Source organism: Rhodopila sp. (assembly GCF_035548095.1).
In the GTDB taxonomy this organism is placed as follows: domain Bacteria; phylum Pseudomonadota; class Alphaproteobacteria; order Acetobacterales; family Acetobacteraceae; genus Rhodopila.
This window is the reverse complement of sequence record NZ_DASZUV010000030.1, coordinates 89,524-113,833: the sequence shown is the minus strand read 5'-3', so window position 1 is coordinate 113,833 and position 24,310 is coordinate 89,524. Positions and strand designations below refer to the sequence as shown.

The 24,310-nt window shown below is 62.9% G+C and carries 23 protein-coding genes and 1 riboswitch; of the genes, 7 read left to right on the top strand and 16 right to left on the bottom strand.

Annotated features, from left to right (window positions below):
- Window positions 1-98: 98 nt before the first annotated feature.
- The 4 genes from VHC04_RS21560 to VHC04_RS21545 all read right to left on the bottom strand — a co-directional run bounded on the left by VHC04_RS21560 (window position 99) and on the right by VHC04_RS21545 (window position 4,220).
- Window positions 99-1,463 carry an ammonium transporter gene (locus VHC04_RS21560; RefSeq protein WP_325684797.1) on the bottom strand — a complete coding sequence of 455 codons (1,365 nt, stop codon included), beginning with the start codon at window positions 1,461-1,463 and terminating at the stop codon, window positions 99-101.
- A 25-nt stretch (window positions 1,464-1,488) separates the two neighbouring features.
- The gene (locus VHC04_RS21555; RefSeq protein ID WP_325684796.1) at window positions 1,489-1,827 is read right to left on the bottom strand and encodes a P-II family nitrogen regulator; all 339 of its coding nucleotides are present in this window, start codon (window positions 1,825-1,827) and stop codon (window positions 1,489-1,491) included.
- Between the two features lie 483 nt (window positions 1,828-2,310).
- Window positions 2,311-3,726 (bottom strand): type I glutamate--ammonia ligase, encoded by a 1,416-nt coding sequence (gene glnA, locus VHC04_RS21550; RefSeq protein ID WP_325684795.1) that lies wholly within the window; start codon window positions 3,724-3,726, stop codon window positions 2,311-2,313.
- A gap of 155 nt (window positions 3,727-3,881) precedes the next feature.
- Window positions 3,882-4,220: a P-II family nitrogen regulator gene (locus tag VHC04_RS21545; protein WP_158925853.1), complete on the bottom strand. Its 339-nt coding sequence runs from the start codon at window positions 4,218-4,220 to the stop codon at window positions 3,882-3,884.
- 69 nt (window positions 4,221-4,289) lie between these two features.
- On the opposite strand from VHC04_RS21545, the gene VHC04_RS21540 reads away from it, so the two are divergent.
- Entirely contained in the window at window positions 4,290-4,514 is a 225-nt protein-coding gene (locus VHC04_RS21540; protein ID WP_325684794.1) for a hypothetical protein, read from the top strand.
- A 123-nt stretch (window positions 4,515-4,637) separates the two neighbouring features.
- A riboswitch (cobalamin riboswitch) is annotated at window positions 4,638-4,823 on the top strand.
- A 124-nt stretch (window positions 4,824-4,947) separates the two neighbouring features.
- Window positions 4,948-6,906 (top strand): TonB-dependent receptor plug domain-containing protein, encoded by a 1,959-nt coding sequence (locus VHC04_RS21535; RefSeq protein ID WP_325684793.1) that lies wholly within the window; start codon window positions 4,948-4,950, stop codon window positions 6,904-6,906.
- Window positions 6,907-7,010: 104 nt separating this feature from the next.
- Here the strand turns inward: VHC04_RS21535 and VHC04_RS21530 are convergent, their stop codons facing one another.
- The gene (locus tag VHC04_RS21530; protein ID WP_325684792.1) at window positions 7,011-8,135 is read right to left on the bottom strand and encodes a DSD1 family PLP-dependent enzyme; all 1,125 of its coding nucleotides are present in this window, start codon (window positions 8,133-8,135) and stop codon (window positions 7,011-7,013) included.
- Window positions 8,136-8,353: 218 nt separating this feature from the next.
- Here VHC04_RS21530 and VHC04_RS21525 point away from each other — a divergent pair, with 218 nt between their 5' ends.
- The 4 genes from VHC04_RS21525 to VHC04_RS21510 all read left to right on the top strand — a co-directional run bounded on the left by VHC04_RS21525 (window position 8,354) and on the right by VHC04_RS21510 (window position 12,165).
- The gene (locus tag VHC04_RS21525) at window positions 8,354-9,541 is read left to right on the top strand and encodes a CaiB/BaiF CoA transferase family protein (RefSeq protein WP_325684791.1); all 1,188 of its coding nucleotides are present in this window, start codon (window positions 8,354-8,356) and stop codon (window positions 9,539-9,541) included.
- Window positions 9,542-9,556: 15 nt separating this feature from the next.
- A complete protein-coding gene (locus tag VHC04_RS21520; protein WP_325684790.1) occupies window positions 9,557-10,420 on the top strand; it encodes a TIGR03620 family F420-dependent LLM class oxidoreductase in 864 nt (287 codons plus the stop codon).
- 173 nt (window positions 10,421-10,593) lie between these two features.
- A complete protein-coding gene (locus VHC04_RS21515) occupies window positions 10,594-10,755 on the top strand; it encodes a hypothetical protein (protein WP_325684789.1) in 162 nt (53 codons plus the stop codon).
- A 21-nt stretch (window positions 10,756-10,776) separates the two neighbouring features.
- Window positions 10,777-12,165: a putative O-glycosylation ligase, exosortase A system-associated gene (locus VHC04_RS21510; RefSeq protein ID WP_325684788.1), complete on the top strand. Its 1,389-nt coding sequence runs from the start codon at window positions 10,777-10,779 to the stop codon at window positions 12,163-12,165.
- Between the two features lie 125 nt (window positions 12,166-12,290).
- On the opposite strand, the gene VHC04_RS21505 is transcribed toward VHC04_RS21510, so the two are convergent.
- The 10 genes from VHC04_RS21505 to VHC04_RS21460 all read right to left on the bottom strand — a co-directional run bounded on the left by VHC04_RS21505 (window position 12,291) and on the right by VHC04_RS21460 (window position 22,155).
- Entirely contained in the window at window positions 12,291-12,995 is a 705-nt protein-coding gene (locus VHC04_RS21505) for a dienelactone hydrolase family protein (protein ID WP_325684787.1), read from the bottom strand.
- Between the two features lie 23 nt (window positions 12,996-13,018).
- Complete coding sequence (locus tag VHC04_RS21500; RefSeq protein ID WP_325684786.1) at window positions 13,019-13,513, bottom strand: RNA pyrophosphohydrolase; 495 nt, start codon at window positions 13,511-13,513, stop codon at window positions 13,019-13,021.
- Window positions 13,510-14,328 carry a divergent polysaccharide deacetylase family protein gene (locus tag VHC04_RS21495; protein ID WP_325684785.1) on the bottom strand — a complete coding sequence of 273 codons (819 nt, stop codon included), beginning with the start codon at window positions 14,326-14,328 and terminating at the stop codon, window positions 13,510-13,512. Before VHC04_RS21495 ends, VHC04_RS21500 begins: the two co-directional genes overlap by 4 nt.
- Window positions 14,329-14,631: 303 nt before the next feature.
- A complete protein-coding gene (locus VHC04_RS21490) occupies window positions 14,632-15,957 on the bottom strand; it encodes a S41 family peptidase (RefSeq protein WP_325684784.1) in 1,326 nt (441 codons plus the stop codon).
- 261 nt (window positions 15,958-16,218) lie between these two features.
- Entirely contained in the window at window positions 16,219-17,454 is a 1,236-nt protein-coding gene (locus VHC04_RS21485; protein WP_325684783.1) for a murein hydrolase activator EnvC family protein, read from the bottom strand.
- A 110-nt stretch (window positions 17,455-17,564) separates the two neighbouring features.
- Entirely contained in the window at window positions 17,565-19,055 is a 1,491-nt protein-coding gene (locus VHC04_RS21480) for a class I SAM-dependent methyltransferase (protein ID WP_325684782.1), read from the bottom strand.
- Window positions 19,056-19,329: 274 nt separating this feature from the next.
- On the bottom strand, window positions 19,330-20,067 hold the full coding sequence (locus tag VHC04_RS21475; protein ID WP_325684781.1) for an enoyl-CoA hydratase/isomerase family protein: 738 nt from the start codon (window positions 20,065-20,067) through the stop codon (window positions 19,330-19,332).
- Window positions 20,068-20,252: 185 nt separating this feature from the next.
- On the bottom strand, window positions 20,253-20,627 hold the full coding sequence (locus VHC04_RS21470) for a hypothetical protein (RefSeq protein WP_325684780.1): 375 nt from the start codon (window positions 20,625-20,627) through the stop codon (window positions 20,253-20,255).
- Window positions 20,624-20,965: a rod-binding protein gene (locus VHC04_RS21465; RefSeq protein ID WP_325684779.1), complete on the bottom strand. Its 342-nt coding sequence runs from the start codon at window positions 20,963-20,965 to the stop codon at window positions 20,624-20,626. The genes VHC04_RS21470 and VHC04_RS21465 overlap by 4 nt, the downstream gene beginning before the upstream one ends.
- Window positions 20,966-21,060: 95 nt before the next feature.
- Window positions 21,061-22,155 (bottom strand): flagellar basal body P-ring protein FlgI, encoded by a 1,095-nt coding sequence (locus tag VHC04_RS21460; RefSeq protein WP_325684778.1) that lies wholly within the window; start codon window positions 22,153-22,155, stop codon window positions 21,061-21,063.
- Window positions 22,156-22,491: 336 nt separating this feature from the next.
- Here VHC04_RS21460 and dksA point away from each other — a divergent pair, with 336 nt between their 5' ends.
- Window positions 22,492-22,905, top strand: a complete 414-nt coding sequence (gene dksA, locus VHC04_RS21455) for an RNA polymerase-binding protein DksA (RefSeq protein ID WP_325684881.1) — start codon at window positions 22,492-22,494, stop codon at window positions 22,903-22,905.
- A 139-nt stretch (window positions 22,906-23,044) separates the two neighbouring features.
- Here dksA and VHC04_RS21450 read toward each other — a convergent pair whose 3' ends face one another.
- Window positions 23,045-24,295, bottom strand: a complete 1,251-nt coding sequence (locus VHC04_RS21450) for an MFS transporter (RefSeq protein WP_325684777.1) — start codon at window positions 24,293-24,295, stop codon at window positions 23,045-23,047.
- Between the last annotated feature and the right edge of the window lie 15 nt (window positions 24,296-24,310).

Genomic DNA, 24,310 nt, shown 5'->3' with positions numbered 1-24,310 from the left:
CGAGTAGCCGAAATCCGGATAAACGTTCCATATGTGGAATTTGATATCCGCATATAGATCGGGGGACATCCCGGCTGTCCGGAACGTCCCCCTGCCGCCTAGAAGATCTGCTCACCGTGCAGGACGATATCGAGACCCTCGCGCTCTTCTTCCTCGGTTACCCTCAGGCCGACGAGGGCCTTGGTGATCATCAGCAGGACGAATGTCATGACCCCGCTATAGATCAGCGTGGCACACACGCCGATCGCCTGCAGCTTGAGCTGGTCCAACCCGCCCGAGGTCCCGTCTGGCGATGCATCGGTCGCGGATAGCGGTCCATAGGCGAATACACCGGTCAGCAGTGCACCGACAATGCCGCCAATGCCGTGCACACCGAAGGCGTCCAGGCTGTCGTCGTAGCCCAGCATGTGCTTCAGACTGGTCGCCGACCAGAAGCAGATGACGCCAGCGGCCACGCCGATGATGATCGAGGAGCCGGGCAGCACGAAGCCCGAGGCCGGCGTGATTGCGACCAGACCGGCGACGGCGCCCGAGATCGCACCCAGGACCGACGGCTTGCCCTTGGTGATCCACTCGGCGAACATCCACCCGAGGGCCGCGGCGGCGGTGGCAATCTGCGTCACTGCCATGGCCATGCCAGCCCGGCCATTGGCGGCGACCGCCGAACCGGCGTTGAAGCCGAACCAACCCACCCACAGCAGGGAAGCGCCGATAACCGCGTAAGCCAGATTATACGGTGCCATGTTGTCCGTGCCGTAACCGACCCGCTTGCCCAGCACCAGGGCGCACACGAGGCCCGCGATACCGGCATTGATATGCACGACCGTGCCACCGGCGAAATCCAGAACGCCCATCTGTGCGGCCCATCCCGACGGAGCCCACACCCAGTGCGCGATCGGCGCATAGACGAGGATGGACCACATCGTAATGAAGATGCACAGCGCCGAGAACTTCATCCGATCGGCAAAGGCACCGCAGATCAGTGCTGGCGTGATGATGGCAAAGGTCATCTGGAACATCATGTAGACGGTCTCGGGGATCGTCGTGGACATGCTGGACACATCCTTGATGCCCGACGCCAGCACGAAGGCCTGCGTGTCATTGCCTTTGCTGATATGATCAGCGATGCCACTCAGCAGGATGCGTGAGAGGTCGCCGACATAGGCGCCGCCTGGTGTGAAGGCCAGGCTGTAGCCAACCACGCACCAGGCAATGGTCACGATGCAGCAGACCACGAAGGACTGCATGAGTGTCGCAAGAACGTTCTTCTTACGTACCATGCCGCCGTAAAAAAGCGCCAGGCCGGGTATGGTCATCAGCAGAACGAGCGCCGTACTGGCGAGCATCCAGGCAGTATCGCCGCTATCCAGTTTCGGCGGGCCGTCATCGGCGAATGCGGGCATCGCCAGCAGCAGGGCCGGCAACGCCGCACCCAGCCCCCAAGCCCGGGGAAGTCTCTTCATCTTCCGGTTTCCCTATCCTTGTTGCTTACAGTGCTTCCGAATCGACTTCGCCGGTGCGGATGCGCATCGCCCGTTCTATGTCCAGAACAAAAATCTTGCCGTCGCCGATCTTCCCGGTATGGGCAGCCTTGGCGATCGCCTCGATGACCTGATCGGCCAGGTCGTCCTGCACGACCACCTCGATCTTGATCTTCGGAAGAAAGCTGACGTGGTACTCGGCGCCGCGATAGATTTCGGTCTGCCCTTTCTGGCGACCGAATCCCTTGACCTCGGAGACGGTCAGTCCTTGCACGCCCAGCGGTGTCAGCGCCTCCCGCACATCGTCCAGCTTGAAGGGCTTGATGATGGCCATGATTAGTTTCATGTCGGCCGGCACTCCGGTATCTCGGTGTTGATGGAAAAAGGCGTCATACCCGTATTCCGATTTTCGTTTCGATACGCCACCAGGAACCAAGCACGGCCGGGACGTGGATTGTGTAAATCAACAATCGTGCCAACTTGAAAAAGAGGCAGATTCGCCGTGCCGCACGCATAGGAGCCGGCGGAAGTTGTGCTCGTGTGCTTAATTAAATGGCATTTGCACAGCGGGAAGCAGCGTTCACCCGTACCCGATACCACGCCCTTGGCGGCCCTTCCTGCCAGATTTGGATCGCCCAGGCGCGATCAGCATAGGGCATCACGATGGGGAAACAGCCGCACCCGCCTTGCTTCCATCAAAGGACCGAAAGGTTACGATGGAAGCATATGCGCCGCTTTGCCGCGCCAGCTATCGAACAGGGCAGCCTGGACAAAAGAAAACCCCGCTGCCGAGGCAGCGGGGTCGCAATCACTGGAACTGGTGGGTCTGTCAGACCGAGTAATACATCTCGAACTCGACCGGATGCGGCGTGTGCTCGAACCGGTACACTTCATTCCACTTCAGCTCGATATAGCTTTCGATCTGATCCTGGCTGAATACGCCGCCCTCCAGCAGAAAGGCATGGTCAGCCGCAAGAGCACCCAGCGCCTCGCGCAGGCTGCCGCACACCGTCGGGATATCCTTCAGCTCTTCCGGCGGCAGATCGTAGAGATCCTTGTCCATCGGGTCGCCGGGGTGGATCTTGTTCTTGATGCCGTCCAGCGCTGCCATCGTAATCGCCGCATATGACAAGTATGGATTGCAGCTCGGATCCGGGAACCGCACCTCGACGCGCTTTGCCTTCGGATTGGTCGTGTAGGGGATGCGGCAGGATGCCGACCGATTGCGGGCGGAGTAGGCCAGCAGAACCGGTGCCTCAAAGCCCGGAATCAACCGCTTGTAGCTGTTGGTCGACGGGTTGGAGAACGCATTGATCGCCTTAGCATGTTTGATGATGCCGCCGATCGCGTACAGGCAGGTCTCGGACAGGTCGGCGTACCCATTGCCGGCGAACAACGGCTTGCCTTCCTTCCAGATCGAGATGTGGGTGTGCATGCCAGAGCCGTTGTCACCGTAGATGGGCTTCGGCATGAACGTCGCGGTCTTGCCGTAGCTGTGCGCGACGTTGTGCACGCAATACTTATAGATCTGCATCTGGTCGGCCATGGTGCACAGCGAGGCGAACCTCGTGCCCAACTCATGCTGCGACTGAGCCACCTCGTGGTGGTGCTTTTCGATCGGCAGACCCATCTCACCCATGGTGGACAGCATCTCGGCCCGCAGGTCGCTGTCGCCATCAACCGGAGGGACCGGGAAATAACCGCCCTTCACCGCCGGGCGATGACCCATGTTGCCTTCCGGATAATCTTTCAGGCTGGAGCCAGGCCCCTCCACGCTGTCCAGGTGGTAGCTGCCGAAGTTACCGCCAGTGCCGAACTTGACGCTGTCGAAGATGAAGAATTCGGCTTCCGCGCCAATTGAAACGGTGTCGCCGATGCCGCTGGACTTGACATAGGCCTCACACAGTTTCGCGGTGGCCCGCGGGTCACGCGCGTAATACTGACCGGTCGACGGCTCGATGATGTCGCAGAACAGAATCAGGCTCGGCTTGGCCGCGAACGGGTCCATCACCGCGGTCGTCGTGTCCGGCATCAGGATCATGTCGGACTCGTTGATCGCTTTCCAACCGGCGATCGAGGAGCCGTCGAACATGATGCCGTCCCGTAGCGCATCCTCATGGATCGTGGAGACGTGCTGCGCCGTGTGCTGCCATTTGCCGCGTGGGTCGGTGAATCGCAGATCGACGTACTCGACAGAGTTGTCTTTCAGCATCGCCAGCACCTTGCTGACGCTCTCGCTTGCCATACTTGTTATCCTCGTTACCTGTCAGAATGCCACACAAACCCACCCACCGCGTGACACGACAGGGGGAGCATGGCAGATGGTGGACCCGCACCACGCAAGGTCCGGTTGCTGCCCGGAGCCGAAGTGAAACCGGGTCCGGTCGTCGAATAGTGAAGCTAGATCGCGTCCTCCCCTCGTTCGCCGGTGCGGATGCGAATCACCTCCTCGACCGAGGAGATGAAAATCTTGCCGTCGCCGATCCGCCCGGTGCGCGCGGCGTTCACGATCGCCTCGACCGCGCGTTCGACCACACTATCCTCACAGATGACTTCGATTTTCACCTTCGGCAGAAAATCGACGACGTACTCGGCGCCACGATAGAGCTCGGTGTGCCCTTTCTGGCGACCGAATCCCTTGGCTTCCACCACGGTGATGCCCTGGAGCCCGACCTCGTGAAGGGCTTCCTTCACTTCGTCAAGCTTGAACGGCTTGATGACAGCCTCGATCTTCTTCATGCACACAAGCTCGGTTGTCCGAGCCTCCCACAAGTTCAGGCTGCCCGCATCGCTACTGGGGTCAGCAGCATGAACAGCGCCGAAGGTTTGCATGTCGCGTGCCAAGCGGCAACGGCGAAGGCGCCGCTCGGGCGAAACACATATCCGGCCGACGGCATGATGGCATCGCCGAAAAACGGCGGTATTCCTGGCGATGAGCCGCGGCGACTCAGCCAATTGCACAAAGCCGCCTCCCTCTCCCGATCTGCCCGGACTTTACGCATGCTAAATCAGAGCAAGGAGTACGTTTTTTGAGCAAAACTTGGAATCAAACTATACGCGGAAGATGGGGTGCCATTGGGCCAGAATGTCACGCAGGCGGCGTTATGACAGGAGATCGGCGATTTCGCTCTGCACAGGCCGGGCGTCGCCGCACTATCATCTCATACAGATGACGGTGGCCCGCAAGGGCTGAAACGGGAACGCCCGAAAGGCGGCTGCCCCCGCAACTGTATGCGGCGAGTCCGGTCCATATGCCATTGCCATCGGGCTGCCCCGTGGCGAGAAGGCGGGCCAGGGCGATGACCCGCCAGCCAGGAGACCGGCCGGCATCGAGACTGCGCGCGTGCCGCCGGGCGGGGACAACCACGGCAGCGGGGAGAAACCCGTATGCGAGCAATCGACACTGTGTCGATGGAGAGCCCGCGTGCGTTTTCCGCTCATGACTGCCGCCGCAGCCTGTGTCTTCTTGCTGGTCGATGCCGCCCAGGCGGCTGAGGACGATGTCGTTGTCCCTTTGCCGGAGCAGGTGGTCACCGCCACGCGTGTACCCTCACTCCCCGTCGATATCCCGGCCGGCGTCAGCGTCATCACCCGCGCCGATATCGAGGCGAAGGGATACAACAGCCTGGCCGAGGCATTATCCGACCTTCCCGGCGTGCATGTCAGCCCATCCGGCGGCCTGGGTGGTCAGGCCAGCGTGTTCATCCGCGGCACCAATTCCAACCATGTGCTGGTCCTGCGTGACGGGATGCCGATCAATGATGCATCCGATCCGTCCGGCGCCTTCAATTTCGGCCTCGACACGCTGTCGGACATCGAACGCATCGAGGTAATCCGGGGCCCGATGGCCTCGGTCTACGGATCAGGCGCCATCGGTGGCGTCATCAACCTGATCTCCAGACGCGGCTCCGAGCAAGGGGCCCATTGGTTCGGCGATCTGTCCGGAGGCTACCCCGCCCTGATCCGCGGCACCGTCGGCGCCACCGGAATCGAGGGTCCGGTGGACTATGCGCTGACGCTGTCGTCGCAATCGCAGACCGGCTATGACTCCGTGCCGCAGCGCTGGACAAACATCTACACCGGCACGCCTTTGGGGTTCCGCGATCGAATCGCCACCCTGAACCTGGGATATACACCCGTCGAAGGCACACGGTTATCCTTGTTCCTGCGTGGCCAGGTCGCCTATTTCGGCTTCAACAACCTTGGCAGCCCGACCTTCGATGACTCGAACTCCACAGGCCAGAATGAGAGTTTTGAAGGCCGTATCGGCGCCACCACCAAGCTCTTTGGCGGTGCACTGGAATCGGGCGCGTTTATCGGGCAACTGCAGAGCAACCGCAAATACCTGGAGGCCTTGGTCCCGCAGGACCCGAACCAGGTGCAATCGGACTCCCGATATCACTCGTACCAGACAGATGCGCAATGGAACAATACGCTGCACCTGGACGATCTGATCAATGTACCCGTGCTGTCCGCCAGTGCCCTGACCTTTGGATACGAGTATACGGGCGTCACCGCGAAGGTGCGCGTCAACCAGAGCTATGCCAACTATCCGTTCAACCAGTCCATGTCCGCCTACCAGGCGACCAATGCGATCTATGCGGGCTTGCAGACGACTCTCGCGCAGCGGCTTGCCTTCACAGGTCAATTTCGCCAGGACTGGATCAACCAGGACTCAGCGGCGACCTGGCGCCTGGGAGGCGTGTTTGACGCCCATGAGATCCATACCCATTTCAAGTTTGCATATGGCACGGCTTTTCGCGCACCGTCGCTGTATGACCAATACGGCATCGACTCATATGGCTATGTTGGGAACCCCGCGCTGAAGCCCGAGTATTCCCAGGGTTGGGAAACCGGGTTCACGACGGATCTGCCGGCATTCGGGCGGCCGGACTTCCTGTCCTTATATGGAACCTACTTCGCCCAGACTGTACGAAACCTGATTGTCGGCGTATATTCTCCTGTCTACACTTCGGTGAATGTCGGATCGGCCTTCGTGCATGGCGTGGAAGCCGAATTCCGTCTTCGGCCGACATCCTGGGTAGAGCTGCATGCGGCGTATACGCTGACCAACACCCATGCTTATGACCAGCCCGCCGGCCAGGGAACAAATCTGTTGAGACGGCCGCAGAACCAGCTCTCAGTCGATATGAGGGTGCAGCCGCTACCAAAGCTGCAGATCATTCCTACTCTGATCTATACAGGGTCGGCGCAAGATTATCTATACGATAATCAGGGCAACGGAATAGGCTACGGCGTCGGGCAGCACGGCCTGGTAGGCAACCTCGCCATCAACTACGCTTTTATGCCGCAATTGGAGTTCTACGTGAATGTCTGGAATATCTTCAATTCCAGGTTCGAACCGGTGAACGGCTATCAAATGCCCGGACCGGTCGCCCTGGCGGGTGTTCGGGTCAAATTGTAAGCGGGACACAGGGCTGGGCTGCCTGCCAAGGGGGTGTCTGCCAGCGGATGCCCGTGAGGCGTACCGGCCGGGCGGCACACCCCGGCAGCCACGACCATTATTTCTCAGGTCACGCCGCCGCGCGCGGCGACCGGCCACAGGCATTCCACGCGGCCGTTCCGAACGCCGACGTACCAGTCGAACTTGTCGACAGTGGGATCGCAGTGGCCGGGCACCAGTCTCAGCTTCTCACCCAGCTTCGGCGATTCCGTTTCGCTGCCTATGCTCAGCTTGCCATGCTCATCCGAGGCGCTGACGTACCGGATATCCGGCCGCTGCCAGACCGTCGGCAGGCCAGAATCAACCGCCACCGCCTTATGCCCTGCATCAAGCACCGCGAGGCCAGGCTGCGATGCGCTCATGACCGTCGCCAGCACGAAAAGCGAATGGCGGAATGTCGCGACCGGCTGGCCCGCCTCATCCAGATTGCGGGCATAATCGGCATCCATGAACACATAGCTGCCGGCCTGAATTTCATTATAGATCCCGGACGCGGACTCGATCTCGAACGTGCCCGTGCCGGCACCACCCACGATCGCGCAGTCCAGGCCACGCTGGCGCAACTGCTCCACCGTGCGGCGAGAGGCGTCGATGGCGCCTCCAATCAGGGCGCGGCGCTCATTCGGCGTGCGCTTGTGCTGGGCACTGCCGTGATAGGCCTGAAGGCCGCCGAAGATCAGGTGTTTCGACGCGGCGATGCGCTCCGCCAGCGCGACGGCATCCGGTCCGGGCGTCACACCGCAGCGCGCGGCTCCCACATCGATCTCCACCAGCACCGTCATGCGGATGCCGGCATCGGCGGCAGCGGCCTCGATCGCCGACACCTGCGCGGGATCGTCGGCACAGACCGCCAGCTTGGCAATCCGCGACAGGGCGCACAGGCGGGCAAGCTTGGAAGCACCGACAACCTCGTTGCTGACCAGAATGTCGGGGATGCCGCCCCAGGCCAGCGCTTCGGCTTCGGCGACCTTCTGGACACAGTTTCCGACGGCACCGCGCGCCATCTGCAACTTCGCGATCACCGGCGATTTGTGGGTCTTGGCGTGCGCTCGAAGCCTGGCGCCGGTAGGCGCCAGCTTGGCGGCCATCATGTCAAGGTTGTACTCAAACGCGTCCAGATCAATGAGGAGGGCGGGTGTATCAACGTCCTCTTCCCGCATGCCTGGGACGGCGGGTGGTGGTTGCAGCATCGCGGTATCCTTCCTGACCTGATTCTTCCTGGCCTGCGCCAGTGTCACCCGGCCGAGCGGCTGTCACAAGACAGCTGTCACAAGACAAGGGTGCGCAGCCGTCCGGACGGTCGTGCCGCATGCCCCGGCCTCTCCGTCGCCGGGTTTGCAGCGGCCCGAACAGATTGACGGCACCTTGCCAAGACCGCACCCTCCCACCGACTGCGCAGGAGGAAACGATGCCACGCCCATTCGAAGGTATCCGCATCATCGACATCACTCACGTCCTTGCGGGCCCTTTCGCCGCCTATCAGCTCGGTTTGATGGGCGCCGATGTCATTAAGGTGGAAGACCCCGGCGACCCGGATCAAAGCCGCGATTCCGGCTCTGATAACGACCTGAACCACGCCCTGATGGGTACCGGATTCCTCACACAGGGGTCCAACAAGCGCGCCATCACTCTCAACCTGAAATCGCCCGAAGGGCAGGCGATCCTGAAGAAGCTGGTCGCCACCGCCGATGTGCTGGTGGAGAATTACCGCCCCGGCGCCTTCGAGGCTCTGGGTCTCGGCTACGAAGATCTGCGCAAAATCAACCCGAAGCTGATCTATGCGTCGTTCTCCGCCTTCGGTCAGGGCGGCCCAAAGCGGGAGCGCACCGCCTATGACCACGTGATCCAGTCCACCTCTGGCATCATGGCGATGACCGGTACGCCGGAGGTCAACCCTGTCAAAATCGGTGCCCCGGCCATCGACTACGCGACCGGAACGATGGGTGCCTATGCCTTGGCCTCCGCGCTGTTCCAGCGGGAGCGGACCGGCCAGGGCCAGCGTATCGACATGGCAATGCTGGACGTGGCGATGATCCTGATGGCCAGCCACGTCACCGGCTACCTGCGCAATGGCAAGCACCCGAAGCCCTCGGGAAACCGCACCGGCCACGCCACGTCCATGGCCTATCAGACCGCTGACGGCCACGTCATGCTCGGCGCTTCCAATCTGCGCCAGCAGCGCCGGCTTTGGACGGTGCTGGAACGGCCGGACATGATCAAGCGCACCAATGATGAACGCGACGCCGATCACGACCGGGAAGAAGCGGTATTACGTGAGATCATGCTGACCCGCAGTGCCGCCGATTGGGAGGAGTGGTTGCAGGCGCGCCACGTCCCCGCTTCGCGCGTCCGCACGATGGGAGAGGCGCTGGCCGATCCGCAGATCGCCTCCCGCAACGTGCTGCACCGGTATGAGAGTGTGCCAGGGATCGACGGCGGGTTCTCGGTTCCAGTCGCCGCCTTCAAATTCGAGCATGAGGGCCCACGTGTGGACCGGCCACCGCCGATGTTTGGCCAGCACAATGATGAGGTGTTGACGGAATTGGGATACAGTCCGGCCGACATCGCCGGGTTCCGGACCAGGAAAGTCATCTGAACGAAGGAGCGCGCCATGCAACTCGGCCGTCTCGGCATCTGGTACTCGCCCGACAAGATCGGTCGCGCCCAAGGCGTGGCGGATTTCGCGAAGACGGTGGAGGGCCTGGGCTACGATACGCTGTGGTACCCTGAATCCCGCGGTTTCGAATCCTTCACGGTCGCTGGCTACATGCTCGGACAGACCAGGACCCTGAAGCTCGGCAGCTCCATCGCGTCGATCTATGCCCGCGACCCGTTCACCGCCCGGCGCGGCATGATCAGCCTGAATGAGCTGTATGGCGACCGTTTCATCCTCGGCCTTGGCGTCAGCCACATGCCGATGGTCGAAGGCGTTCGGGGCCATACGTATGAAAAACCGATCCCCGCCATGCGCCGCTATGTCGACGGCATCACCAGGGATCAGCCGGGGTCCGAGACATGGCCGATCGCCCTGGCCGCATTGCGCCCGCTGATGCTGAAACTGTCCGCGGACATGACGAGAGGGGCGCTGCCCTACAACGTCACGCCGAAGCACACGGCCGAGGCCGCCAAAATCCTCGGGCCCGGCAAGTGGCTGGCTGTCGAGCAGAAGGTGACCCTGGAGACCGACCCAGCCAAGGCTCGGGCGTTGGGGCGTGCCGAGCTGTCGCGCTACATGGTGCTCGATAACTACCGCAATTGCTGGCTGGGCCTGGGCTTCACCGAAGCGGATCTGGCCAATGGCGGATCGGAACGCTTCATCGACTCGATGGTGCTGTGGGGTACGGCCGACAAGGTGAAGGAGGGACTTCGTGCCCACTTCGCGGCCGGCGCAACCCATGTCGCGATCCAGCCCGTGCACCCTGAGGGCGATACGACGACGCGCGACGCCATCATGAAAGCCCTCGCCGACACCTGACCGTCGACGTCAAGTTTTAATGACATGGCCCGGTGCGAGGCGTTATACGAAGCACCTCGCGGGTGACCGGGTGCGCCGGCGCGTGACTGATCGATGCAACCGGCCTCGGCAGATGGAATATCGCGGCATCGCCGGGTCAAGGGACCCTGTCATGCTCCGGGGCGGAGACGCGCATGCTTGACCTCTTTGGGATTTTGTTCAGTTCGACGATCATGATGCTGGTCGTCTTCCGTGCCGTACAGTTAGACCGCGTCCAAGCCTGGTTCCAGGTCCTGACGCGCCCTGATCCGGAAAAAAAGCAGCGCCAGCCACAGCCGTGGCAGCGGCGCGGTTAACGGCGCAAGGACGGCCCTTCGATGCTGCGTAGTCTCTGGCTCTTTGGCCTGTACGTGGCCTTCGTTGTGCTGGGGGCCGCCGCACCCTTTGTCGCGACCTTGGGCTATGTGTGGGTGGATATATTCCAGCCCCAGAACGTCGCCTATATTCTGCTGAACCAGTTTCCGGTCGCGATGGTAATGGGCGTTCTCGCGTTCGGAACCTATCTGCTGTTCGATCGCCGCTCACCGCCCCCCATCGGCATCGAGACCATCCTGCAGGTCACCATCGCCGTCTATATGACCGCCTCCATGTTCTGGGCAGTGCGGCCGGATGCGGCATGGGAGAAATGGGACTGGGCTTTCAAGACCATGGTCTTTGCCGCCTTCGTGCCATTCGTCATCCGATCCCGTGTACAGATCGAGGCCATGGCGACCACGTATGTGTTTTCCCTGGCCGCCAATTTCGTTCCTTTTGGCTTAAAAACGATCATATCGGGCGGCGGCTATGGTACCAACCTTGGGTTGCAGGGCGGCAATGCCGGCCTTGCCGAAGGCGGTCAGCTTTCCACGGTCTGCCTCATGGCCGTGCCGCTCGCGGTGTTCCTCAGCCGGCATGGCCAGCTGATACCGCGCATGAAGGTCATGCCGCTTGCCTATTGGGCGGTTGCGGCACTCGCGCTCATCACCGCGATCGGCACCTATGAGCGGAGCGCGCTGATCGGCCTGCTGGCAATTCTCGCCTTCATGGTCGCTCGCTCGAAGCACAAAATCGGCTACACGATGCTGGCAACCTTCGTTCTCGCCGGCCTTTTCTACTTTACCTCGGCGCAATGGGTGGAGCGCATTTCCACAATCAAGTCATTTGATCAGGAAAGCTCCGCATATACCCGCATTCTGGTCTGGAAGTGGACACTGGGCTTTGTCGGAGAGCACCCATTTGGGGGGGGTCTGATGGCATTCCTGGTCAACCACATCGAATTGCCCGCCATGGATGGAGGACCCGCGCAGATCCAGTTTGGCCGCGCATTTCACAGCATCTATTTCGAGATGCTGGGAGAGTTGGGATACCCCGGCCTGTTCATGTTCCTGACCGTCGCGCTGGTATCTTTCATACGCTTGTTCAGGACCGCGCGGCGGGCCCGCAAGTACCCGGAGCTGGAATGGGTTTGGGCGCTTTCCAATGCGCTGCAGGCCGGGATGGCGGCCTATCTGACCGCCGGCGCCTTCGTCAGCATCGCGTTCGTACCGATGTTCTGGTACTTCATCGCAATGAGCATTAGCCTGAACGCCTATATGTACCGGGTCGAGCACGGAATGGCGAAGGACCTGCAAGGGTGGCGTGCTACCGCCGCGGCGCCTCGCCCTGGCGGGTGGCGCGACAGGCCGGCCGCCTTGGCGCGGTCCGGCCCAATCTCGCGAATACGTTGAGGTTCAAGCCGAAGGTGACCCCTGAATACGTCTTCAGGATGGCTTTGGGGTATGTCGGATTTTGTTCCGCGATCAATTTCCTCATCTGAGGATCGTTGCGCGATTCCGGTCAGGCTGAGGCTGATCTATCCTAGATGCTTGGCGAAGAAGGCCAGCGTCCGCTGCTGAGCCAGATCGTAGTCCGGCTTGCTATAACTGCCACGTTCATTGCAGCCGAAACCGTGCTCCGCCCCGGCATAGACATAGATATCCACCTTCGGTTGCGCCGCCCGTATCGCGTCCACATCCGACATCGGGATGGAGGCATCCTTCTCGCCGAAATGCATCTGCACAGGACAATTCGGGCGCTCGTCCTTGGTGCCTGGAATGCCACCGCCATACCAACATGAGGATGCGGCAAACCTCTTCGAGCGGGTAGCACCCCACCAGGAGACGGTACCGCCGAAACAATAGCCGACGATGCCGATCTTCTTTTGACCCAAATGCGCCGCGGCGGCCTCCACATCCATTATCAGCTGGGCGTCGTTCAGCTTCATCCTTACATCACGGCCCTTGGCGATATCTTCCGGGGTATAGCCGACTTCGAAACCGGGCTGAATGCGGTCATATACCGCCGGAGCAATGACCGAATAACCTGCCGCGCCAAAACGGTCCGCCATATCGCGGATGTGGTGATTGACGCCAAAAATCTCCTGGATCAGCACAAGGCCCTTGCCGGCGTCCGGTTGGCCGCTGACATACGCCGAGAATGTAAAACCGTCAGCCGACGTTACCTTGATCGTCTCACCCATCGTGATGATCCCATCCCATCCCATCCAGATCAGGATCACACAAAGACAGTTCGTCCCGTCCGTCAACCGCTGATGGGCGTCGCAAATGGCGCGAAGGACCGGGTGAGAATTCCATAGATCGACCGCTTGAAAGACACCGCGAGCGCAGGCAACTCCGTCAGGCGTACCCATCGCCAGGCGTCGAACTCGGGATGTGGATCAAGGTCCAGTCGTATCTCGTTATCACCGCCCAGGAAGCGCATGGCGAACCAGCGCTGTCGTTGGCCACGGTAACGCCCGCGCCACGCGATGCCCACCAGATTGCTTGGCAGATCGTAGGTCAGCCAATCCGGATGTTCTCCGATGATCTCGGCGTTGCAGGTCCCGATTTCCTCTTCCAACTCTCGGAACACAGCCTGGCGCGGGTCTTCCCCCTCATCGATGCCGCCTTGCGGCAATTGCCATCCGCCCGCCGGACCTTCCGCATTCGGCATGTCCGCACGGCGCGCGACGAACACCAGACCGTCCCGATTGAACAATACTGCGCCGACATTCGGACGATAAGGCAGATCGGTCATGGTGCGCGTTCTCCGCCAGGCGGTTCGGTCAAGGCGCTGACAGGTGCCAGCACAAGGCCCTGCTGAACCAGCGTGCCGATCCAGAGGGCAAGGTGCTCCAGCGTCATCGGGCGCGGCACCGACACCAATCCCAGCGCCGATCCCCTTTCCTGTGCCAGCTTTGCCAGCGCGGTCAGCCGCTGGTCCATAATATCCGCTGTGATAGGGTCATCGTCGATCACGATATCGACTGCTCGATTCCACACGAAGGGCAAGGATGGCGCGCCGACCCGGGCATCGGCAAATAGCAGCCCCCTTGATGCCAGTTCCTTCAATACCGCGTCGAACTGGTCGGCGGCACCGGACAGCCGTTCCCCTCGCATCGTTCCGAACGCGTTGGTGACACCGACATAACCGGCGATCCGGGACAGTGCCCAATGCAGACGGCCGATATTCTCGGTCTGAGAAAGGGAGGTCATCAGCGCATGTCGGTCATCGGGATCATTGGCCGGAAAGCCCTGAGGTTCCATCGGGACTTCCAGCAGATACTCATGCTGCGCGATACGTGCCGCCGCCAGGATTCGGTCCACATCCGTCGCGTATGCCGAAACCGCGAGGGTGACCCCGCCGGGCAGGCGCCGAGCGGCATCCAGGCTGTTCGCTGCATTCATCCCGATGCCACCCACGATCAGGCCGACACGAGGCCGTCGGCTCGTCGGATCGAAGCCGGCTGCGTATTCGTGCATCGGGGCTCGGCCGTCAGGCGCGATACGGGGTAGAAAACCCTTGGCGGGTGGTGGGTTCGGCTCCAGCAGCGCGGGATCGGGATCAGCCACCGGGCCCGGCGTGCCGCGTCCCGGCCTCGGCCCTTCGTGCCGGGACGCGGGTAGTGGCACGATCTGAGGATGACCCGCTCCTGAGAATGTGCTCTCAGCCGCGGCGCGGGACGGCGTATCAGCCTGGGTGCCAGGAGCGTCGGCCGAAGCCTTCCTGGTATCGGCCACCGGCATTCGGCCCGGTGGTCCCAGCCATTGCAATATCGCCACGCCCAATCCCAGCAGGCACAGAACCGCCAGCCAGAATCGTCTGAGCCCCGACCAACCCGACAGCAGTCCGCCGGCTGTCATCCGCCTATGGGGTCAGTTCGCCGAAGCGCTTTTCTGCGCCGCCATGGCCTTCACCACCGTCAGTGCCTGCTGCAACTGGAAGTCCGTATCATCCGGCTTGGTCGGATCAAACTTCGGGTAGCCTTCAGGTGGCTTGTCCGGAATCTGCTTCGCGATCGCCGGCAAGTCTGTCCGTGGCGGCAGTGCCTGTGTACCGGTTCCGCCGCGATTGCTCAGCACGTGGTTCAAATCCGATTCGCGATCGCCGCCAAAGCTCTGCGGTGTTTCCCGCGATTCATGCACCGTGATATCCGGCACGATACCTTCCGCCTGAATCGATCGCCCTGACGGCGTGTAGTACCGGGCCGTGGTCAAGCGCATCGCCCCGTTGCCGGGCAGCGGGATAACCGTCTGCACAGAGCCTTTGCCAAAGCTCTTGGTACCCAGAAGCACCGCCCGACGATGATCCTGCAACGCGCCGGAGACGATCTCGGACGCCGAGGCGGACCCGCCATTGATCAGCACCACCAACGGCGCGCCAGCCAGCACATCAAGACCTTTCGCATCCCAACGCTGGCTGTCATCCGGGTGGCGTGCCCTGGTCGACACGATCTCACCCTGATCGATGAAATCCGATGACACGGCGACCGCCTGATCGAGCAGGCCGCCCGGGTTATTCCGCAGATCCAGGACAAGACCCTTCAGCTTGCCGCCAGCCTGCTGTTTCAGGTTGCGGACTGCCTGCTTCAACCCGGCATCCGCCTGCTCAGTGAATTGCGTCAGGCGCACATAACCGATATCGCCAGGCAGCATGCGCGACTTCACCACCTGGAGGTGGATGACTTCACGCACCAGCGGCACCTCGATGGGCTTGTCGACGCCCTGCCGCTTGACCGTCAGAACGATCTTTGAATTCGGCGGTCCGCGCATCTTGTCGACCGCGTCGTTCAGCGGCACCCCCACCAGCGTCTTGCCATCCAGGGCCGTGATGATGTCACCCGGCTTGATGCCCGCGCGAGCCGCCGGCGTGTCGTCGATCGGGGATACGACCTTGATCAGGCCCTTGTCCTCGTTCACCTCGATGCCCAGGCCGCCGAATTCGCCCTTTGTCTGGATCTGCATGTCCTTGAACGCCTTGGCGTTCATGTAGGAGCTGTGCGGATCAAGCCCCGTCAGCATGCCATTGATGGCGTTCTCAATGAGCTCCTTGTCGTCAACCGGATCCACATATTCAGAGCGCACCCGCTGCACCACATCACCGAACACTTTCAGCAACTGGTACATGTCGGAGCGCGAGCTGTCCTGTGCCAGCGCCTGTGTCAGCACGCCCATGCTTGGCCCGGCCACAACGCCAGCCATGAAAGCCGTACCTACAAGAAGTCCGAACCGCCAATGCCGTGCGCGGAAACCCATGCGTCATGCCCTCAACCGCCGGCGACCTTGCCAGGCGTGGATTTCTGATGTGCGTCCGATCTGGATAACCGCAACCGGCACAGATGTCGGTGCGGCCGGTTCCGGGGACGCGTCGCCCATCTTTTCACCCGCTCTCCGTGCCCGCGTCCAGTGTTGTTTTGGTAAGTTTCTGTTCCTGTCGACATCATCGGTCGATATCATTGAGGGTCACCCGCTGGTTCGCAACAATGGCGCCGGGTTCACCGGTTGGCTGCCGCGCCGCACCTCGACATACAGGGTAGGGCGCCGCTCGGCGGCGCCCGGCTCCCATGATGGCATGACCCCGACCGGATCGCCTGCGACGACGCTTTGGCCCAGTCGGACATCCAGCCGGTCAAAGCCGGACAACACGATATGATAGCCTCCGCCGCAATCGACGATCATCAACAGGCCGTAGCTGCGGAACGTATCCGCGAACACGACGCGGCCGCCGCACGGCGCGACCACCCGGGCGCCGGGCGGCGCCTGATATGAAATGCCGGTCGCGGGCCCACCATCGGTGGCCTGTCCCCAGGTTCGCACAACGACCCCGACGACAGGCGGCTGCAAGCGGCCGCCGCCCCCGGTCGTCATGGTGGCCGCCGGGCCGGCTGGAGCCGCGGCCGTTGCTTCCCGTTCCCGGGCTGCCTGGGCTTCGGCAAGCCGCTTCTCGCGTTCCGCGCGCTCGGCTTCCGCCTTTGCCTTGGCGGCCGCCGCACGTTCCTCGGCCTGGATCGCGGCCAGAACGGATTTCAAGGAATCCGCCTTGGCGGCGGCCTGCGCGGCCTGCACGGCGGCGGCACGCGCCTCCGCTTCAGCCTTGTCCTGCGCCGCGCGGGATGCGGCGATCTGGGCATCGAGGGTGGCGGCCTGGCGCGTCTGCGCAGCCTGGGCTTCCGCCAGGCGCGGCGCCTCGGCGTGCAAGGCCGCCACCGCCTGATCCAGATCGGCCTGGTCGCGAGCCAACGCCTCGGCCTCGATTTCGATCCGACGGGACAGGCCCTTCAGCACCAGCAGGCCACGCAACGCATTTTCCGGATTCTCAGGAACCGCGAGCAATGTCTCCATCGGATAGAGCGACAGCCGCTCGATCAGCGGTAACAGCGGGCGCAGAGAGGCCGCGCGTTCATTCAACCGCCGCTCCGCTTCGCGCCGTTTGGCGGACAGCGCGTCGATCCGCTCAGCCACAGCCTGCAGCGCGGCATCCGCCTGCTGCAATTTCGCGGCGGCCTGAGCCCGCTGCTGACCTAGCCGGGCAACCTCGTTGGCAGCCTGGGCCGCCCGCGCCGACGCCTCCTTGCCGCGTTGGGCCTGCTGCTGACGCGCCTGCTCCGCCGCCTGCAATCTGCGCTGAGCCTCTTCCTCCCGCTTGGATGCGGCTCGAACGGGCTGGGCGGCGTGAACCCCCAACAACAGCAGGATCACGGCGGGAATCGCGGCACGCCGCCACCGCGTGCAACGCTCCCCCAGGGGATGGCGGTTCCGAGGCTGGTCCGCGATGCTTCCGGGGCGCTGCGCGTCTGCCGGCATGGGTCCTACTGCGCGAGGGTCACGGTCTCGTTCAGCGGCAGTTGTCTGGACGCGGGTGCCTGCACGATCAGGCCATTGGCGAGCGCGACCTCGATCCGCACCGCGCATTGCCCGTCATGAGCATGCACGCCGTCGTACAACAAAGTGGCCCGCAGGCCGGAGCACAGCGCGTTCAGCTTATGGTAGAAGCCCTGGCGGTTCAGCACGTCGTGCACGTCCGGCCGCGGGTGGCCGATGGCTGTCGCCCGGGTGGTGTCGTCAATCGTGAAGCGCACCCAGACAATGTCGGCATTTGCCAGACACCAGCCGTCAACCGTCAATTGCAGACCGTCCCGTGTTTCACGGGCCGTAGCCTCGATCGACCATCGGGGCGGCATACCGCCTAGAGCCGCTTCAGGCTGACGGACCGTGACCGGCGTCCGCCTCGGTTGCGCGGCAAAGGTACGCACCGACGGACCAATCCCCTTTCTAAGACATAGCAACATCGTGGCGGCCGCGTCCGGCCTGCCCAGCAGTTGGAAATACGGCGCCCCGGCCGAAGCCGCGAGCGGCACGACATCGGCGGCGAAGCCATCATCGATCCCGGCCTCCCGGCACAGGCGCAGGGCAGTTTCACCGCCGACGGGGTCCGGCTCGACCGGCCTGGTCTCGGCTGTCTGGAAGCCGGCTTCCAGCGCCATGTCCCGCAATTCCTCGGGATCGAACAGAGTGCGATCCATCAGGCCCGGGGCGGCCGCGGCGTGATCGTGGTGGATGTCGCGACGGTGCAGCACTCCGATCATGTGAATGGCGGTGCGTGCCGCATCCGACCATGCTTGATCCCGGGCGTGTCGCAGTACCAGAGCTTCGGCCATCGCCCGGCAGAAGGCCCGTAAATACCGCCGGTTGGCAACGACGAAGAAGGCTCGTCCGCCCGGCCGCAGGACGCGCTTCGTCAAATCCAGCAGTGCCCGTGTGTCTCTGGCACGCGTCATGACGTCCAGTCCCAAGACGGTATCGAAGGAGGCATCGCGCAGCACATCCTCGGCCAGGCTGAACCGAGCAAATCCCAATGCGAGCCGCTCTGCATCCTCGATCTGCGTGATGCGGTCGCGACACGCGCGCAGGGCGTCCAGCCGCGAATCGGCGGCGACGATCGTATGGGCTCCGCCGCTTAGCGCGACAGGCAGAGTCAGTCGGCCGCCACCGCACCCAAGGTCCAGCACGTCGCCCAATCCGGCCGGCCAGTCGGCACCGGCGGTACCGCGCATCCGTTCGTACAGCGCCGCCGCATCCTCGGCGGAGATGTAAGGATCACCAAACAAACCGCGCGGGTCCGTCTCCGCAACCGCTCGTCCATCGGCGAAATCCGGAATCCCGCCCGGGGCGGCAACGACCGTGTCGCATAATGTGCAGGTGAGGGAACCGGCGGGCGTTCCGTCTGTCGCCTGGGCCGTGACGGCGGCAAGGCGCCCCTTGCAGCGCGGACAGTGGAAACGGTCGGCCAGAATCCTCATGGTGCGGCGGTTATCCTCACTCAGGAACGTCACAAGTCAGCACTGACCGGCCATTCTGGCCATGTTAGAGCGCGATCGCCTGAAGCCGGCGGTGAGAAGGCGAGAATCGCGCTCTTGAATCAAAGAGTTGATAGATCATGATAGGGTCAACCTGACCCTATCATGCTCCGGGCTTGGCTGGCACCACACTGCACGCCGGGGATGACAGCCCGCGAGCCGCGGATACCCGGCCGTCGGCCGGAAGCAATGTAACGCCCGAAAGACCGGATCGAGATCAGCGGCCGGTAAAGCGAGGCTTGCGACGCTCCTTATAGGCGCTGACCCCCTCCTGAAGATCCGCGGACTGGCGAACCCGCGCGATGGTCTGGCTGATATCGACCATCCGCTCAATCGGTCCCGTCGGCAGCACCTGGCTGACCAGGCGTTTGAGCGCACCGATCACCAATGGGGCGGAGTCCAACAGCTCCTCGGCGATCTTCAGCGCCTCCGTCTCATGCTCACCATTGGGGACGACGCGGTTGACGAAACCCACCTCATAGGCCCGCCGGGCTGGAATCTTGCTGCCCAGCAGCATGATCTCCATCGCCAAATGATGCGGCATGCGGGACGCCAGGGAGCTGATGCCCCCGGCCGTCACGCCCAGCTTCGCCTCTGGGTAGTAGAACTGCGTATCCTCGGTGGACACCAGCAGATCGCACATCATGACCATGACGATACCGCCGCCCACCACCCAGCCCGTGGTAGCGGCAATAATCGGCTTGTCCGTCTGAAAACCCACGGTAGGGATCGCACGCCACAATTCCGGCAGGTTGCTCACATCCGCGCCAGCCGAGAATGCCCTGTTTCCGGCGGAGCTCATGACTGCCACCCGCTTGTCGGGGTCGGCGTCGAAAGCCTTGAATGCCTGCTGCACCTCCACCGCGACGTCCTGATTAATGGCATTCAGCTTTTCCGGCCGGTTGATGCGGATAATGGAGATCGCGCCGCGATCCTCGACAGTAACGGCTGACACGTTGGCTTCCCTTCCCAAGAGTGCGCGGCTTCCCAAGAGTGCACGGCTTCAAGGTGACACCTGGCACCGCCGGACGAAGACGCTTCGCTGATAAGCCGATTCGGGAGTGCCTGCCAGACTCGCCCGCGCAGACTCGCCCGCGCAGACGTGCCTGCGCAGACATCTGTCGGCGGTGATCAGGCGGGTCAGGCGTTGGTGGACAAGGCGACGGCTGCCCCCTGGCGCGGCGACGGGTATTGTCCTTTCGGGCCATAGCCCTGATTCGAAGCGGATCGGGAGGCCCGCGCGACAATCCCAAGGATACGGGACTGGACGGCCATGGCGCGTTCCAGAAGCGCACGATTTTCCGCCGCCAGGGTCATCAAGCGTCGGCCAAGCGAGGTCGCGGTGGCCGGTAGAGGCTGGGAGATGGCCCCGGCCGCAGACAAGGCTTCCAGCGCCGCCCGCTTTGCCGGCAACAAATTCGCCGCGGCCGGGAAATCCAGACGCCTGAGGGCCGCATTCTCCAGAGTCAGCACATCTGCCAGGTCAGCGGCCGCCTTCAGCGGGTCGTGCATCATCGCGATTTCGCCTGCTGCATGCGCAGCATCGCTGCCTGGACCGGGGCCGCCAGGCCCAGCCCGCCATGCGACGCAATCTGTCTGGCCATTTCCTGCACCAGCAATGGGCGCCAGGCCGCCTCGGCGTCTCCACCGCCGAACAGTCCATGGGCAGTATCGACCGTATCGAACATCGGCTGCAGCAACTCTCCCAAGGCCATCGCCTCGAAATCCTGCGCCGCCTTGGCAAGGCGTGCCGACTCCCCGGCGGTAGCCGGACGCAGGACCGTCGTCGGCGGGATTGCCCGGCTCGGCGACAGCTGTGCAAGGCGGCCTTGTGCCAAGGGAGCTTGTGCCAAGGGAGCTTGTGCCAAGGGAGCTTGTGCCAAGGGAGCTTGTGCCAAGGGAGCTTGTGCCAAGGGAGCTTGTGACAGAAGGGATAAGGGTGACTGTGTCATCGGACCTCCAGGTCAGCCTGCAGCGCGCCAGCCGCCTTGATCGCCTGCAGGATACTGATCATGTCGCGGGGGCTGACGCCCAAGGCGTTCAAACCGGTGACCAGATCGCGCAGCGTGACTCCGGTGTTGAGAACGCCCAGCTTCCTGTTCTGACCGTCGTCGATCTGGATGTCGGTCCGCGGCACAACGGTCGTGCGCCCCCCGGCGAACGGGTTGGGCTGGCTGACCTCGGGCGTCTCGGTCACACGAACGGTCAGATTGCCCTGCGCGATGGCCACCGTGCTGATGCGCACATTGGCACCCATGACGATCGTGCCGCTGGCCTCATCGACGACGACCTTGGCGGAGGTGTCGGGTTGGACGCGCATCTCTCCGATCCGCTCCATCATGTCCAGCGGATCACGGCCGCCAAAGTTCACCGAGATCGTCCGCGGGTCCAGCACAGCGGCCGTGCCGGCGAAGGATCGGTTGACCACAGCGGCGATCCGATGGGCGGTGGTCAAGTCCGGGTTGCGCAGGCTCAGGCGCAGCGCGGACTGATCGGCGAAGGAGAACCGGATCTCCCGCTCAACCGTCGCGCCATTGGCGATGCGCCCACCGGTCGGCACACCCCGGACCACGGAACTGGCGGAGCCTTTCACGGCGATCGCATCCGTGGTCAAGGCGCCCTGCGCCACGGCATAGACCTCTCCATCGGCCGCCAGCAGCGGCGTGACCAGGAGAGTGCCACCGGTCAGGTTGGTCGCATCACCCAGCGCGGACACGGCGATGTCGATGCGGCTGCCGGTTCGGGCAAACGGGGGCAGGTCCGCAGTGACCATCACTGCGGCCACATTCTTGGTCGAAAGCTTGGTGATCTGATCCCGCGTATTCACGCCAAGCCGCTCCAGCATGCCGACGAGCGATTCCCGGGTGAACACCGCGTTGTCGAGCTTGTCGCCGGTATTGTTCAGGCCGACGACCAGGCCGTAGCCGACCAGCTGATTCTGACGTACCCCCTCGACATCGGTGATATCCTTCACGCGCACCTCCGCGGCCGGCGTACCGGAAAGCGGGAGCAGCAAGAGCGTCAGCGTGACGAACAGGCGCATTCTGCGCAAGGCGATCATCCGGACCAAGGGCTCGATCGCGGCAGCAAGCCCCGTGCCAGATGGCCGCCGACGTTCACACGCCGCCGTGAGGCATGAAATCGCGGAGGCCTACACGCCAATCCCCGGCAAAACGTGCCGCCAGGCAATTTCTGCCGGGAGATTTGCAGGTAATCTTGCGGGTGTTTCGATGGATTGACATTTCGTCCCACACCCTTGGCGGCACGCAATCACCCCGGTATAAGCCGCCGCGTTCCCTTCCCGGAACAGGACGGCCGCCCGAGGGCGAGCCGCACCCTTCCGGGCGGGTGGAAGGATAATTGGGACTGCAAACGCATGATGGTCACGCTGCCACCTGATTATCGTCCGTCCGAGGACGAAGAGTTCATGAACCCGGTGCAGGTGGAATATTTCCGCCAGAAGTTGTTGCGGTGGCGCAGTGACCTGCTGCGCGAGGCCGACGGAACCCTTGCAAGCCTGTCCGAAGGCGGCATCCATGAGGCAGACATCACGGACCGGGCGAGCGTCGAAACCGACAGGGCCCTGGAGCTGCGCACCCGGGACAGGGCCAGAAAGCTGATCGCCAAGATCGACCAGGCGCTGGTGCGCATCGAGCTTGGCACCTACGGCTACTGCGAGGAAACCGACGAGCCCATCGGCATCAAGCGCCTGGAGGCTCGGCCGATCGCCACCCTGTCGATCGAGGCGCAGGAGCGGCATGAGCGGATGGAGCGGGTCCACCGCGACGACTGACCGGTGCGGGTTACGGACCTGTACGGGTCATCGATCGGAAGGGCGGATAGGGTCAGGCTGACCCGGGCATGCTTTATCAACTCTTTGATTCAAGAGCACGATTCACGCCTTCTCACCGCCGGCTTCAGGCGACCGTACTCTAATCGACGGGCAAAGGCGCCGCCACCGGCTGGCGTTGCTGCAGCCACAGCCAGAATACCGCGAGTCCACCCGTCGAAATCAGGCCGATCGATGCCCAGTTCAGGGGGAACCAGCCCAGGCGGTCCTGCAGGAAACCGGCCAGGAAACTTGCGGTGGCGGTGGTGCCGAACACCAGAAAATCATTCATCGCCTGGGCTTTCGCCCGCTCCGAGGGACGATAACAGGTTGTGACGAGGGACGTCGCGCCGATGAACAGGAAATTCCATCCGATCCCGTTCATCGTCAGGGCAATGCGGAAATTCCACGGATCAATGCCGTGCAGGGCGGAGAAGACCCCTCCAAACAGCACTGCCGTGCCGACCGCCATCACCGGCAGCACGCCGAACCGGTTGATCAGGTGACCGGTGAAGAAGGAGGGGATGAACATCCCCATCACGTGCAGGAAAATGACCCAATGCGCCTCGGTATGCGGCAGCCCGCAGCCGACGATTGCGAGGGGTGATGCGCCCATCAGAAAAGACATGGTGCCGAAGGCGACCATGGCGGCGATGACCGATGCCGTGAACCTGGGCTGCGTGGCGATCTCCCACAACGGACGCGCGGGCAGCTGCGTGGCCTCGATGCCACTGGCACCCGCCGTTGCGGCCCGCATCGAGGGAAAGGTGATGAACGACATGATGATGAAGACGCTGACATGGACGCCAACCATGCACCCATATGTCGCCAGATAGAGCGGCATGACCTTGTCATAGGACCACTCCACCACGGAGGGACCGATGATCCCCGCCACCACCCCACCCGCCGTGACCCAGGAAATCGCCTTGGACCGGTATCGGGCCGGCACCAGTTCGACGGCGGCGAAGCGATACATCTGGAGGTTGGCGACCGCATAGCCAAGGATCATGCCGCCCAGGCATATCAGGGGCAGGAACGCCAGATAGAGGCCCAGCGCGCAGGTCGTGGCCCCGACCATGCCGAAGACCGATCCGGTCATGAAGCCGAAACGCCGCCCCATTCGCTGCATCAGGAACGCCGCCGGAAACACCGACAGCATGACGCCGATATGCTGCATCGTAATCGGCAGCGTCGCGAGGCCATGATTCGAGACGAAGGTCACCACCGACAACGCCGTCGCGGTGAACATCATGGTGTTAGCCGACTGGCCGATCGCCTGGCAGCAGATCAACAGGAAGATATTTCTCTTCATCTTGCGATCGAAGAGAACGATTCGAGGTTCGGACGTCTCCATGGGAGGACATCCTAC

Coding starts and splice junctions, on each gene's coding strand:
- VHC04_RS21490 (WP_325684784.1), bottom strand. CDS start 15,957: ATGGCTGGCGTTGTGGCCGGGCCAAGCATGGGCGTGCTGACACAGGCG.
- VHC04_RS21530 (WP_325684792.1), bottom strand. CDS start 8,135: ATGCTGCAACCACCACCCGCCGTCCCAGGCATGCGGGAAGAGGACGTT.
- VHC04_RS21450 (WP_325684777.1), bottom strand. CDS start 24,295: ATGGAGACGTCCGAACCTCGAATCGTTCTCTTCGATCGCAAGATGAAG.
- VHC04_RS21560 (WP_325684797.1), bottom strand. CDS start 1,463: ATGAAGAGACTTCCCCGGGCTTGGGGGCTGGGTGCGGCGTTGCCGGCC.
- VHC04_RS21470 (WP_325684780.1), bottom strand. CDS start 20,627: ATGATGCACGACCCGCTGAAGGCGGCCGCTGACCTGGCAGATGTGCTG.
- VHC04_RS21480 (WP_325684782.1), bottom strand. CDS start 19,055: ATGAGGATTCTGGCCGACCGTTTCCACTGTCCGCGCTGCAAGGGGCGC.
- glnA (WP_325684795.1), bottom strand. CDS start 3,726: ATGGCAAGCGAGAGCGTCAGCAAGGTGCTGGCGATGCTGAAAGACAAC.
- VHC04_RS21540 (WP_325684794.1), top strand. CDS start 4,290: ATGAACAGCGCCGAAGGTTTGCATGTCGCGTGCCAAGCGGCAACGGCG.
- dksA (WP_325684881.1), top strand. CDS start 22,492: ATGGTCACGCTGCCACCTGATTATCGTCCGTCCGAGGACGAAGAGTTC.
- VHC04_RS21510 (WP_325684788.1), top strand. CDS start 10,777: ATGCTGCGTAGTCTCTGGCTCTTTGGCCTGTACGTGGCCTTCGTTGTG.
- VHC04_RS21500 (WP_325684786.1), bottom strand. CDS start 13,513: ATGACCGATCTGCCTTATCGTCCGAATGTCGGCGCAGTATTGTTCAAT.
- VHC04_RS21515 (WP_325684789.1), top strand. CDS start 10,594: ATGCTTGACCTCTTTGGGATTTTGTTCAGTTCGACGATCATGATGCTG.
- VHC04_RS21555 (WP_325684796.1), bottom strand. CDS start 1,827: ATGAAACTAATCATGGCCATCATCAAGCCCTTCAAGCTGGACGATGTG.
- VHC04_RS21525 (WP_325684791.1), top strand. CDS start 8,354: ATGCCACGCCCATTCGAAGGTATCCGCATCATCGACATCACTCACGTC.
- VHC04_RS21520 (WP_325684790.1), top strand. CDS start 9,557: ATGCAACTCGGCCGTCTCGGCATCTGGTACTCGCCCGACAAGATCGGT.
- VHC04_RS21545 (WP_158925853.1), bottom strand. CDS start 4,220: ATGAAGAAGATCGAGGCTGTCATCAAGCCGTTCAAGCTTGACGAAGTG.
- VHC04_RS21460 (WP_325684778.1), bottom strand. CDS start 22,155: ATGCGCCTGTTCGTCACGCTGACGCTCTTGCTGCTCCCGCTTTCCGGT.